Annotated in this window: 15 protein-coding genes and 1 riboswitch; of the genes, 10 read left to right on the top strand and 5 right to left on the bottom strand. The window is 39.6% G+C overall.

All coding sequences use genetic code 11. The features are described 5' to 3' along the window. Nucleotides 1-46: 46 nt before the first annotated feature. Together MKZ05_RS06450 and MKZ05_RS06455 are read right to left on the bottom strand one after the other, a co-directional pair. On the bottom strand, nucleotides 47-1006 hold the full coding sequence (locus MKZ05_RS06450; RefSeq protein ID WP_003210884.1) for a S8 family peptidase: 960 nt from the start codon (nucleotides 1004-1006) through the stop codon (nucleotides 47-49). A gap of 378 nt (nucleotides 1007-1384) precedes the next feature. After that, nucleotides 1385-1864 carry a GNAT family N-acetyltransferase gene (locus MKZ05_RS06455; RefSeq protein WP_106029826.1) on the bottom strand — a complete coding sequence of 160 codons (480 nt, stop codon included), beginning with the start codon at nucleotides 1862-1864 and terminating at the stop codon, nucleotides 1385-1387. A 268-nt stretch (nucleotides 1865-2132) separates the two neighbouring features. Between MKZ05_RS06455 and MKZ05_RS06460 the strand changes: the two genes are divergently transcribed. The 4 genes from MKZ05_RS06460 (at nucleotide 2133) to MKZ05_RS06475 (ending at nucleotide 5541) form a co-directional block, all read left to right on the top strand. Then, nucleotides 2133-2819, top strand: coding sequence for a response regulator transcription factor (locus MKZ05_RS06460; RefSeq protein ID WP_339161912.1), 687 nt, complete (start codon nucleotides 2133-2135; stop codon nucleotides 2817-2819). 3 nt (nucleotides 2820-2822) lie between these two features. Then, nucleotides 2823-4172: an ATP-binding protein gene (locus tag MKZ05_RS06465; protein WP_137054724.1), complete on the top strand. Its 1350-nt coding sequence runs from the start codon at nucleotides 2823-2825 to the stop codon at nucleotides 4170-4172. Between the two features lie 67 nt (nucleotides 4173-4239). Beyond that, nucleotides 4240-4929, top strand: a complete 690-nt coding sequence (locus MKZ05_RS06470; protein ID WP_003211196.1) for a PepSY domain-containing protein — start codon at nucleotides 4240-4242, stop codon at nucleotides 4927-4929. 93 nt (nucleotides 4930-5022) lie between these two features. Next, complete coding sequence (locus MKZ05_RS06475) at nucleotides 5023-5541, top strand: PepSY domain-containing protein (protein WP_050945185.1); 519 nt, start codon at nucleotides 5023-5025, stop codon at nucleotides 5539-5541. 148 nt (nucleotides 5542-5689) lie between these two features. Here the strand turns inward: MKZ05_RS06475 and MKZ05_RS06480 are convergent, their stop codons facing one another. After that, nucleotides 5690-6982 carry an aminotransferase class V-fold PLP-dependent enzyme gene (locus tag MKZ05_RS06480; RefSeq protein ID WP_253622682.1) on the bottom strand — a complete coding sequence of 431 codons (1293 nt, stop codon included), beginning with the start codon at nucleotides 6980-6982 and terminating at the stop codon, nucleotides 5690-5692. A gap of 261 nt (nucleotides 6983-7243) precedes the next feature. On the opposite strand from MKZ05_RS06480, the gene MKZ05_RS06485 reads away from it, so the two are divergent. The 3 genes from MKZ05_RS06485 to MKZ05_RS06495 all read left to right on the top strand — a co-directional run bounded on the left by MKZ05_RS06485 (nucleotide 7244) and on the right by MKZ05_RS06495 (nucleotide 9746). Further along, a complete protein-coding gene (locus tag MKZ05_RS06485) occupies nucleotides 7244-7384 on the top strand; it encodes a hypothetical protein (RefSeq protein ID WP_003212346.1) in 141 nt (46 codons plus the stop codon). A 132-nt stretch (nucleotides 7385-7516) separates the two neighbouring features. Beyond that, nucleotides 7517-7680, top strand: a riboswitch (M-box (ykoK) riboswitch). 207 nt (nucleotides 7681-7887) lie between these two features. Further along, nucleotides 7888-9246, top strand: a complete 1359-nt coding sequence (mgtE, locus tag MKZ05_RS06490; protein WP_003212108.1) for a magnesium transporter — start codon at nucleotides 7888-7890, stop codon at nucleotides 9244-9246. Between the two features lie 101 nt (nucleotides 9247-9347). Beyond that, complete coding sequence (locus tag MKZ05_RS06495; protein ID WP_003211828.1) at nucleotides 9348-9746, top strand: hypothetical protein; 399 nt, start codon at nucleotides 9348-9350, stop codon at nucleotides 9744-9746. A gap of 86 nt (nucleotides 9747-9832) precedes the next feature. Here the strand turns inward: MKZ05_RS06495 and MKZ05_RS06500 are convergent, their stop codons facing one another. Next, entirely contained in the window at nucleotides 9833-10696 is an 864-nt protein-coding gene (locus tag MKZ05_RS06500) for a LysR family transcriptional regulator (RefSeq protein ID WP_050945183.1), read from the bottom strand. Between the two features lie 215 nt (nucleotides 10697-10911). On the opposite strand from MKZ05_RS06500, the gene MKZ05_RS06505 reads away from it, so the two are divergent. Further along, a complete protein-coding gene (locus MKZ05_RS06505) occupies nucleotides 10912-11283 on the top strand; it encodes a cupin domain-containing protein (RefSeq protein WP_339161914.1) in 372 nt (123 codons plus the stop codon). A 266-nt stretch (nucleotides 11284-11549) separates the two neighbouring features. On the opposite strand, the gene MKZ05_RS06510 is transcribed toward MKZ05_RS06505, so the two are convergent. Next, nucleotides 11550-11879 (bottom strand): MerR family transcriptional regulator, encoded by a 330-nt coding sequence (locus tag MKZ05_RS06510; RefSeq protein ID WP_012009715.1) that lies wholly within the window; start codon nucleotides 11877-11879, stop codon nucleotides 11550-11552. 192 nt (nucleotides 11880-12071) lie between these two features. On the opposite strand from MKZ05_RS06510, the gene MKZ05_RS06515 reads away from it, so the two are divergent. Then, nucleotides 12072-12227, top strand: a complete 156-nt coding sequence (locus MKZ05_RS06515) for a hypothetical protein (RefSeq protein WP_095117785.1) — start codon at nucleotides 12072-12074, stop codon at nucleotides 12225-12227. A 38-nt stretch (nucleotides 12228-12265) separates the two neighbouring features. Then, nucleotides 12266-12430 (top strand): hypothetical protein, encoded by a 165-nt coding sequence (locus tag MKZ05_RS06520; RefSeq protein WP_050945182.1) that lies wholly within the window; start codon nucleotides 12266-12268, stop codon nucleotides 12428-12430. The last annotated feature ends 197 nt before the right edge of the window (nucleotides 12431-12627 follow it).

Below are 12627 nucleotides of genomic sequence, written 5' to 3' on the forward strand. Positions count from 1 at the left end.
AAAAATCCTGAGAAAATTCTATCTATTCTCAGGACCTCTATTCAAGCTATAGAGATAAAAGATCTGCTTCCAATGTTTTTTCTAAAAGGACATCAGGCGCAGTTAAATATAAAAATCCATTTCCGACGAGGGCTTTAGATTGCTTCAGTGGAAGGGTTCTTCTGACAAGCTGAGCATAGACCTCAGGCTCTGTCAGCTTACGCTGGAACGCTTCTTCTTCGGCATTTTTAATAATGGCTAGTGCACCACTCACGTGAGGGGCAGCCATTGAGGTGCCTGTGAGTCTGCCATATTTATGGTTAGGAAGAGTGGATAAAATGTCTTCTCCTGGAGCGACGAGGTCGATTTCTTTATTGGCGTTGGAGAATTCAGAGGATTCTCTTGCAAGGGAGACAGAGCCGACGGCAATGACTTCATTGTATGCTGCTGGGTAGGAGAACTCTTCCGTTCGCTCGTCCCCGTCCCCTTCATTTCCTGCTGCGCACACAACAAGTACACCGCTTTTCACCGCATTTTGAATGGCTTCCTGCAAGGCGGGCTCATTGCTTGGACCACCGAGAGACATAGAGATAATATCCACCTTCTGCTCAGCGGCATAGTTGATGCCATTAATGATCCATTCGTATTTCCCGCTGCCATTTTCACCGCCAAGAACTTTCACGATCAGCAGCTTGGCTTCAGGGGCAACCCCTAGAATTCCGCCATTTTGATCTGTTGCTGCAATCGTTCCTGCTACATGGGTACCATGCCCGTTGTAGTCTTTTACATTTTCAGCATCTCCATTGTCATCATCGGTGAAGTTCTTGCCTCCGATAATCTGATCTTTTAAGTCGGGATGCTCTGTGTCACAGCCTGTATCAAGGACAGCAATGGTTATGCCTTTTCCTTTGAAGCCACTTGACCAAAGTTCGGGTGCTTTAATCTCCTGAATACTTTCCGGCGTCTCTTTCGCTTCCATCACATTGGCTTTTACTTCATACGGAATTAAGCGAATTTCACCTTTCATAAGAAAGCCCTCCTTATTTTGTTTTCAAAGTAGATTCAGGCTGCGTAATGTTATTGTATAAAAGAAACTTTTGATCGGAAAGGGTCAATTGTAATAATTTTTCAAATAATCAATCTATTATCAAAAGTGCAGTTCTCCTCACATCTTGACGAAAGAACTCAGCTTTTGAGGAAAACTCTTGATATCATATGAAAAAGAAGGAAATGCTGCATAGTGAGCTTGCACCTGTATAGATGAAAATGGGTGGAAAGAACTAAAAAAGGCTTTCTGATTAAACAACGAAAATAAGTGATAGTTGAGAAGTGAGAAGAAGGAAGATTGAGCGGAAATATTTTTGTTCTAAAATATTTTTCACTCTAGTACCCGTTTGGTGAACAGTTAGGATAACCATAAGCTCATAATCAACTGTTCACCAATTGGACCGATTTTTCTTTTACCTGTATCCTTATAGCCTACTTGTGAGTACAGAGTCTGAGCAGGAATATTTTGATGATTTACAGCCAGTACGATCTCGTTACAGTTAGGGAATTCTGAGGTGACAAATTGATTTAATAAGAACATTGCTTGTTTAGCAAATCCTTTTCCTTGCTGCGTCTGATGAATAGATAATGAAGTTAACAACATAGCGTTTGGGTTATCTGAATAATCCTTAACACGATCTGTTGCATGTAATACAAAGAATCCAACCGGTTCATCTTCATTGAGTATGACAATTCTGTATTGCCCTTCGGTAAACTCAAAATATGCGCTTGGTAAAGCAGTAAATTTTGCTTGTTCTTCCTCTAGAACAAAAGACGATAAGCCTTCTATATATACATCTGAAAAGTGCGTTAATTTCACATTGTTTTTGCTTTTCATAGAATGGTGTTCCTCCTTGTATCTTTTATAAATGAGTGCGATTTGCATATTCTATAGGTATGTTTATAAAAACGAATGAAATAGGATTACGTTCAGGTGCTTACAATATCAATAACTGTTATGATGATAACCTCATTATAGAACAAATGTTCTTTTTTATCAATGTTCATATGAAAAATAACATGTGAAGTTTGTGACTGTTCCAAATGGGAAAGGCAACATATAATAATGGAAAGACAAGCTTGCCTTTTAGATAGGAGAGATAGAGATGAACAAAGGGAAGATACTCGTAGTCGAAGATGAAAAGAAAATTGCAAGGGTGCTGTCACTAGAGCTTGAATATGAAGGATATGAGGTCAAAGTCAAAGAGACAGGTATGAGCGGACTCCAGGCTCTTGAAGAGGAAAGCTTCGATTTGGTGCTGCTTGACGTCATGCTTCCAGAATTAAGTGGTCTTGAAGTGCTGAGAAGGGTTCGAAAGACAAATACAGCGACACCTATTATTTTGATAACAGCAAGAGGGAGTGTGCCTGATAAAGTAAGCGGCCTCGATCTTGGGGCGAATGATTATATTACAAAGCCTTTTGACATAGAAGAATTACTAGCGCGAATTCGTGCGCAGTTAAGGTTGAATATTCAGGCGCAAGAAGAAAAGGAAACAGAGCTTAGCATAGCAGATTTGACCGTCAACGAGAAAACAAGAGACATACAAAGGGCCGGGCAAATGCTTGAGCTCACACCGAGAGAATATGACCTGCTTGTCCACTTGCTGAAGCATCAGCAGCAAGTGCTTACAAGAGATCAGCTTTTAACAGCCGTTTGGGGCTTTGATTACTTCGGTGACACAAACGTAGTGGATGTCTATATTCGTTATTTAAGGAAAAAAGTCGATTACCCATTCGAAAAACAGCTGATTCACACAGTGAGAGGTGTGGGTTATGTGATGAAAGGATAAAGAATGAGATTAAAAAATAAAATTCAGCTTTATACATCGTTGTCCTTGTTTTTAATGGTGCTGCTGTTTCATACAGCCATTTATTTTATTTTTTCGATGACCTTGACGCAAAAAGATATGTCCAGGCTGTCTGAGGTTGCTGAAAATATTGCCATTGCTTTAAAAAAATCAGAAGAAGAGGGTCTTCCATCCTCGGAGCTGCTGAAGGCGTACCTACCTCAAAATGGCATGATCCGTGTCGTGACAGAAAAGGGTGAGTCAAAGCTGACTGTCACAAAGGAATCAACGTTTAGCTCACTGCCTTTTACATATGAAACTGGTCAGACAGCAGAAATCAAAGAATACAACAAGCATATGGTTGCGTTCGCTGCGATTCCGGTTATTTGGACAAATGGCGAGATCGTGTCGCTTCAAGTATATGAAGAAATCGAAAATACGGAAGAGAATTTGGCGTTATTAAGAATGATTTTAATCGCTGCTGGCGTTTTAATTATAGTGCTTTCCTATTTTGCTGGCCACATTTTAACAAAACAAATCGTACGCCCTATTAGTAGAATGACGAGCACCATGAAGGCAAGTATGAAGGAGAAGGCGTTTAAGCGAATCAAACTAGCAGGCGATTCAAAGGATGAATTGTATCAAATGGGACAAACCTTTAATGAAATGTCAGAAATCCTCGAGAAGCATTATGAGAAAGAGCAGCAATTCTTGCATGATGCCTCTCATGAATTGAAGACACCGATTACCGTCATTATGAGCTACAGCAATTTACTAAAGCGCTGGGGACAGACACGTCCAGAGGTTATAGAAGAATCCTCTCAAGCGATTCATGATGAAGCGAAAAAAATGAAAAGGCTGACAGATCAATTATTAACACTTGCGAAAAATGGTCAGCCGCTTTACTTGGACATGAAGCCAGTTGATCTTGGTCATTTATGCAAGCAGGTATGTCATACACTTGAAGTCGCAACGAATCGAACCATTAATCCTGATGTGCAAACAGATCAGCCGCTCGTCGCTGAGGGGGATGAAGAGAAAATCAAACAGCTTTTGACCATCTTGATTGATAATGCAGTTAAATATAGTACAGAGCCCGTTGATGTGACCTGCGGATGGGCGGGAGAGAAGCCGTTTATTTCAGTCGTTGACCATGGGATTGGCATAAAAGAAGAGGATCTGCCGAAAATCTTTGACCGCTTTTTCCGTGTGGATGAAGCGAGAAACAGTGAGACGGGCGGAACCGGACTTGGTCTTTCAATTGCGAAGCAAATTGCGGAAGAGCACGGGGCCGAACTGAAGGTGGACAGTCGTATCGGCGAAGGGACAACCATGACCATTCTTTTTCAGAAATAAAATAGGTCTTTTCTCATCAATTTCTCATTTCCTCCTTATAAAATAGGAAATAGGAAGGAGGCGCTGCATGTCTAGAAAAACGAAAATGGTGCTTGCGCTCGCAGGATGTCTCGTCGTTCTTGCAGCCTTTGCAATGCTCATGATTCAAACCATTGATCAAAAAATATTAAGTGAAGCAGAAATCAAAAAAATCATCGCAAAAGACTACAATGGAAACATTACAAATATTGATTTAATCAATCATAAACAGGACTATACCTTGACCCTGGAAAATTCAAATGGGATCTATCAAATCATTGCATCTTCTGCAAGCGGTCAAATGAAAGAAATCAAGCAGTTAAAAAGCTATCAAAAGCCAAATGAAAAAAATGCTGAGCTTCTGGCAGAAGAAGCGGCTGTTAAAAAAGTAAGCGGTACGGTCATTCAAAAGAAAGAAAAGTCCGATCGTTTTATTTTTACGATCCAATCAAAAAAAGAATTATATCAAGTCGATGTCGACAAGCAAACGTTTAAGGTGCTTGAAGCAGAAAAGAAAAACCCAACCTCTAAAGAAAAGAAAATGACAAAAATCACGGTCGAAGAAGCCATCCGAATTGCAGTAAAAGAAGTCGGAGGGACAGTGGATGATGCTGATCTTGAAACATTTAGCGGTATGCTCGTCTTTGAGGTGGAGCTGGATTTGCCTGATGGGCGAGAGGCAGAGGTGCTTGTGAACGCATATACAGGAGACATTGAAGGTATTACGTACGAAAACTAATCCTTTTCTCATGATTTTCTCATGTTTCTTTCCTTCCTTTATCATCTTGTTTCTTTAAGATAAAGGAGAAATCAAATAGAGGAGGACATGAACATGATGAAAAAAGTACTAGTAGCTACAGCATTAACAGGAACTCTTGTCGCAGGTGGTTTTACACTTCAAGCGCAAAATACAAATCAAACAGCAAACGCCGAGCAGGTGGTGCAAAAGAAATCATCGTTTGTCTCAAAGAAACAAGCTGAAAAAGCAGCATTAAAAGTTGTGAAAGGCTATGTGGACGATGTGGATCTTGAGCGTAAAAAAGGAAAATGGGTGTATGAGGTCGAGATTAAAAAAGGCGGCTTTGAATATAAAGTATATGTCGATGCCAAAACAGGGAAAGCGCTGAATGATCCAGTCAAAGAAAAGAAAAAGAATGTGAAAATCACTAAAAAGCAGGCTGAACAAATTGCCCTTGCAAAAGTAAAAGGAACAGTCACAGATTCTGATTTAGATAAAGAAAATGGTGTGTACTTGTATGAAGTCGAAATCACCACACCAAACGGCGAGGAAGTTGATTTTGAGATTTCCGCTAAAACAGGCAAAATCCTGAAGCAAGAATGGGATGATTAATACGGCAGCAATCCTAAGATAAATTTGTATGCGGTCTGAACCGATGGTTCAGACCGTTATTTTTGCTTAAATGATTATATTAAAGTACAAATGAATATCATCCTTTAAACTAAATAGCGTACTTCCATGTATCTGTCCACCAAGCATGTTAATGCTTTTTATGTTGATTGCTTATCATTTCAGTTGTTCTTAAAAACGTCTCAATCTCTTGAATAGTATGACAATGGAGAGGTGATATTCTAATAGCCCCTTTCATTCCAAAGGAATCCAGCATCCTTTTAGAATAAATGCTTGTATTCAACCTTTCATATACGATCACACCGTGCTGTTCATATTGTCTTACTGCATCCTCATGGTTTGTTCCTTCTATCGATATGGCTACGATGAAATCTCTTTTTGATAAATCATGGTCATCAAGATGCACGGTAACTCCTTTGATTTCTCTTAGCCCTTTTACGTTGGGTGTCCCGTCTAGCATTATTTTTAATAAAGACCTTTCCTGTTTTCCGATAGCTTCCATACCTGCTGCGAATAACTGTCGTCTGGCATTCACTGTTGTAAAATGACCTCCAAGCCAGCACACATAATCAACAATTGCGCTAATAGCCGCATAATGAGCAGGTGCTGGAGTTCCTAGACCCCATTCAGTTTCTTTCTTTCCTTTTAACTTATGATGAGGGAGAAGAGCAGCTCTTTCCGATAAATAAGCAATCCCGCAGCCTCTAACACCAAAAAATTTATATGGAGCAAAATTTATCACATCCACAGGTGTTTTTTCAATATCAATTAAACCATGAGGTGCATGTTGAACGGCATCAACCATGATAAATAAGTTTGGTTTCTTTTTTCTTGCCTCTTGTACAATTTGTTCAATGTCTAAAATAGCACCAGAGATATTCGAAGCATAGATGACGCTTAGAAGAACAGTATCTTGATCGATTAATGCCAAGATGTCTTCTACGTTCACTCCACCTGTTAAAGGATTAGACTTGGCCACTCTCAGCTCTTTGTTTAATTTATTTGCATAAAAACTAGCTGCGTCGTAGGCTGCTGGATGTTCTAAGGATGTTGTGACAATATTTGTTCCTTGAATATGTTCTGCAATGATACCCGTAGTTTGAAAGATAGCCTGTGATGCTGTCAGATATGTGGCGAAGCTTCCTTGTTTCACGTTAAAAATGGTTTGAAGATCAACAATCCCCTTTTTTTGGATATCAATCAAGTGTTTTGCAGCTTTATGATTTCTTTCAGAACAATCTGGGATGCCATCAATGATTGAAAATATATGATTTGCCTGTTTTAAACGAAGAGAGCCACCTGCATTGTCAAAAAAGAGTCGTTCCTTTTTTAGGATAGGATCCTCATCAATATATAAAAATTGTTCTCTTACTTTTTTTAAAAAATCATTTGAAAAGTGCATGTTCAGTGTAGATTCGCTCATCATCATATCCCCCCAATATTCATTTCTTATACTTAGTATTATACATTTTGTTATCAATCAATGGTTGTACCCTAATCAGAGAGAGCTTTTTTCTGTAAACAATCATTCATTTTTAGCTAAAGCGACGGTTATCAGCGCATTGCCAATGGTGACATTCGCCGCACCTTTATGAGTTCAGCTGTTTTGTACTAATCACTCCTTACACTTTCATGTGTAAGGTTTTTTCATTGGGACAAACTACGGGAAAGGAGGCGAGAGAATATGAAGAAAAAAGAAGAAGAGCAGACAATGGACCATGCGGAATATGTTCCGCATCCTGATGGAGAAGGATATGCTTTGTTTTTGCATGATTCCTTTCATCTCCTCTCCCAAGAGGATATGAATCAGCCAGAAGAGGAATAAAAGACATGAAAGGGCGATAGTCTACTTTGTCTATCGCTCTTTTTTTCAAAAGTAAGCGAATACATAAGGGAAATTGGCATCTTGCTTATTGACATCACTGCGCTTTTTCTGTAATCTCAGTGTGTCAACAATATGAGACTTCGTTAGGTGAGGCTCCTGTATGGAGATACGCTGCTGCCCAAAAATGTCCAAAGACGCCAATGGGTCAACAGAAATCATCGACATAAGGTGATTTTTAATGCAGCTGGATTTTTCCTATGCCATACAGTGCTAAAGCTCTACGATTGAAGGAGCAAGTGTTTATTTGTCATGCTTACAAAGCGCCTTCATTCGGTTGAAGGTGCTTTTTTATGAGAAAAGGAGGTGTGGGGATGGATCATCCCGATTCGAGACACATAGAGGATATGTCAAAAGATCAGATTGAGACATCAGATAGAGGAGATCCTGACCCCCGCACATTCTAAGGGATTCGGGTATCTCCTGACTTTGGGGAGGTAACAGCGATGATACAAAATATTACGTATGATGAACTCATTTTACGCATCATTATTTTACTGAGAGATGGAAAACGAAAAGAATTTAAAAACATCATGGAAGAACTTCAGCCATATGATATGGCCTATTTATTTAAAGAGCTTCCAGAGAAACACCGCGGCCGCTTCCTCAGCTTTTTACCAGTCGATGACGTGACAGAAATGATGGGTGAGCTGGAGCGGGAATATCAAGAAATTGTTCTTGAAAAAGTAGGTAAAGACAAAGCGACCTTCGTCACAAACAAAATGGATAACGATGATTTAGCCAACTTGTTTGATGAGATGGAGGATGAGCTAAAGGATCAGCTTTTATCTAACATGGAAGCAGAGGAATCAAAAGCCGTCCAGCTTCTTATGAATTATCCTGCTGAGACAGCGGGACGGATCATGACGAACCGTTATGTTTGGATTCCTCAGCATTTTACAGTGCAGGATGCCGTTGTGAAGCTGAAAAGCTTTGCTGAAATTGCGGAATCAATCAACTATTTATATGTGATTAATGATCAAAAACAGCTTGTAGGCGTTCTCTCATACCGGGATCTCATTTTAGGTGAACCGGATGAAAAGGTACAGGATCTCATGTTTACAAGAGTCATTGCCGTTGGAGCCTTTCAGGATCAGGAGGAAATCGCAAAGCTGATTGAGCGATATGATTTCCTTGCGATTCCTGTTGTGGAAGAGAACAATGTCCTAGTCGGAATTGTTACAGTCGATGATATCATTGATGTTGTGATTCAAGAGGCGGGCGAAGACTATGAAAAGTTTGCTGCCTCTGGTAAAGATATCACGTTCGACACGCCGGCATTTGTGGCGGCATACCGCCGTCTTCCGTGGCTCATTTTGCTCTTGTTTATTGGGCTGATTTCAGGCAGTATTTTAAATTATTTTGAAGGTACCCTTCAGCAAGTCGTTGCTTTAGCGTTCTTTATGCCGATGATTGCCGGGATGACAGGGAATACAGGGACACAGTCTCTTGCCGTCGTCATTAGAGGGCTTTCAAAAGAAGAATTAACGAAAAAAACCATCATGCGCCTTATTTTTAGAGAGCTGAGAACGAGTATTTACATTGGGATTGTCTGTTCCATTATTATTACAGTCGTCGCAATGGTGTGGCAGGGCAATATGATTTTAGGTTTTGTTGTCGGTTCCTCACTGCTTGCAACACTGATTATTGGGACAATGGCAGGTACGGTTGTACCGATTATTTTACACAGATTAAACGTGGACCCAGCCATTGCATCTGGGCCGCTGATCACAACATTGAATGATATTTTATCCTTACTGATCTATTTTGGAATTGCAACCGCATTCCTTCATACACTGATGTAGGATGAAGACTGTAAAACGTGACGTTTTACAGTCTTTTTTGAATAAAGATTGCATATAGCGCTTCCATCCTTTACATTTTAAGGAGAAGGTGGGAGAGAAAAATGAAGAAGTTTTTATTCATTTTAATGTGCATTGTATTGCTAGGTGCATGTTCAAGGGAAGACGAGGGGAAAGACAGAAGACTAGTGGCTGCAGAGCATATGATTGAAGCGATTACCGAAGGAAATAAACAAAAAATAGAAAACATCTATGTTGAAGGTGCTGTCCCAAGCCCAAATGACATTCTAAAACTGAAAAAAGAATGGGGCATAGAGACGCTTTCTTATGATGATTTTCAATTGGAAGAAGCCAGCATTCACGTCTTTCATGCGAATTACGAAGATGAAAAAACAGGGGAGAAAAAGGCACTGGCCATGCGGGTCATAGAAGATCCTGAAAAAGGCGGTGTACGGATTGACTTTGTAGGACTCGTTGAAGGAACTGACACTTCCTCTCAATGAAAGCTAAAATAATTTTATGTAAAAAGGATAGAAGAGCTGAAAGAATGTCGCTCTATCTATCCTCTTTTTTACCACAAATGACCCGATCACATATGAGTTATGCCCAATAATTCCATAAACCGTGAGAGGGCACTGGTCATGTACGAATCGCGGCGCCTTATAAACACAGTGGGCACGATTCTGTGTGGTTCCGGTAAAGGATGACAGGTAAATCTGCCTTGCACCCGAGATTCAACCATAGATTTTGGTAATACGGTAACCCCTAGCCCGTTTTCAACGCATTTAAGCACGCCCTCTAAAGTGCCATATTCCATTACCTTCATCGGAGCAAAACCATTGCTCTCTAACCATCGTTGCCAACGCCCCAAATAGATGCAATGCGCAAATGACGAAAGCAATGGTTCATGCAAAATTGATTCTACCTGGAATTCCTCCTGGGAGTAGCTTGTAATGAGAACAAGAGATTCTTCCAATACCGGATATTCAATAATGTCGGGATGAAGAATGGGCCCATCAACCAATGCACCGTCTACCTTGTAATTGAGAATAGCATGAACCTGATCTACAGTAGGTGCCATATACATGCTTAATTCTACTTGTGAAAATGTCTTGTGATATGCTGCGAAAATGCTGGGCAATCTTGTCGAAGCGGTAGACTCTATAGATCCAATGTGCAAAGTACCTCGCGGAGTAGAGGAAAGCTTTACGGCCTCTATCGCTTCTTCAAAATCGTAGAGTAATTTGTTTGCATATGGCAACAGTTCTCGCCCTGCAGGCGTTAAGGATATCTTTTTGTGATATCGATAGAAAAGAGGAACACCTAATTCTTGTTCAAGACGCTGGATTCGTGCAGTGACATTGGACTGCACATAATTTAATTTCTCAGCAGCTTTTGTAACGCTTTGTTCAATAGCTACTGCTTTAAATATCTCCAAAGATGTAATATCCAAAACAATGCTCCTTTTTGCATCACAAATTGTGATGAACTATACACTATTTTATGATTTTACGTGATCCAACAGAATAAGTAAACTTAATAATATAAGAGGTTGATGCTCATTGTGTCCCTTGGTGTCTCATCATGAGGAGGAGAATTTGCTAGGTAGGGAGTTCTAGCTTAAGAAAGATAAAAAAGACGTTTCCAAGTAAATGAGGAGGGAATCTATTGATTTCAAAGGTTAATATCCAAGAGAAATTTTCGCAAATAAATGATTATTGGAATCCTAGAATAAGTGGAGAGTTGAACGACTCATACATGAAAATGGTAAAAATTAAGGGTGAATTCATTTGGCATCACCATGATGACGAGGATGAAATGTTCTTTGTATGGAAAGGAAATCTAGTCATCCGTTTTAGGGATAGAGAAATAGCGCTTAATGAAGTGGAGTTTCTTGTGATTCCAAAAGGAATTGAACATCAGCCAATTGCTGAAGAAGAAGTTCATTTGCTCTTAATTGAACCAAAAACGACGCTGAACACGGGGAATGTGATCAATGAACGAACTGTTTCGATTCCTGAACGAATGGATAAACGCTAGATCGCCTGCACTTAACAATATACCTAAAACGCTATTTGATATAGTGTTGTTTCTTAGAATGAAATGTTGTGGAACGCCGCCTAAAAAAAGTAAATTTAAACGAATGTCCTTGCCTATATAGCTTATTTCACTGAGTATGATCTGGCATTGCCAAGGGCTTTGGTTTGATAACGGAGACAGCAAAAAAAGCTGTCTCTTTTTCATTAAGCCATGACCAAAAATCAAGTACGAACAAAGCCTAAAAGAGTCAGCTAAACTTTATTTGTTTATCGATTTTTGTACCGGAAGTGTGCGTTAATTTGACCTTCCAGCATTTTTTTCTTATATTGTCCGCTTTTTAATGCCTGTTCCTTTTTCTTCATGTCTTTCAAAATCTCCGCTGTTTGCACACCGTCTTCTCGTTTGTTGGCGATGTCCATTAATCGTTCTACATCAGAAAAAGAATATTTACGCGTGCCTCTTGTTGAGCGCTGGGGGTAGATGAGTCTGCGTTCCTCATAATATCGGATTTGCCTGACGGATAGCCCTGTTAATTCACTGACAATCCCGATTGAAATGACTTTTTTATCTTTATAAGATACATCTTCCTGCGTCATATACTCACCCCTGCAAGTCTTTTCTTCATATTATACAGAATGACAACGAAAAAAACCTATCGTTTGTTAGAAAATATAACATAAAAAACATAAAAATGAAAAAACGATGGAAGGAAAGTTGACAACATATGTGAAGTGATTGCTACGCTTGCATATAATGATGATGAGTTGAAATAGGAGGAGGAGCATATGATGGAGCAAACACGGATCATCTGTATGGCAAAAGAAATCATCGCATTAGATATGAAGAGGGATGAATTACTGGAGCGATTCATGCAGGCTGCAGGTCAGAATGCGCATGCTCTTCTAAGAGCTGTACAAAATGATTTGTATAAAAGGTCTTCATAAGCACCTGCTCCAGATCAATTGATAGGAGGGGATAATCGGTGCGGCGTATCTTAACAGAAGCTTTAGCAAAGGAAAGACATTATTATACGAAGCAGCTCTGTTCATTAGGAGTGTACAGTCCTAGTGCGGCCAAGAAAATGACAATTAGTGACTTAAAAAAAGAGTATCACTTCTTTTTCAACAAAACAAAGCGTGATTTGTGAAAATCCCTTGAAATGTGCGCATGTCACATAAAGGGTTCTTTTTTTGTTTAATGTTATAGCAATATTGAATTTTGTAGAAATTTGACGAATACAGTGTAAAGAAACATAGAGTCTTTACAGATTATGTTAAACTGTGTCGGATCTTGATGGTTTGCTAAAAAACCTTTTTTTCGAGATGGTTGTGAAAAATAAGAAGG

Source organism: Bacillus sp. FSL M8-0277, from assembly GCF_037975305.1.
GTDB classification, from domain to species: Bacteria; Bacillota; Bacilli; order Bacillales; family Bacillaceae; genus Bacillus; species Bacillus pumilus.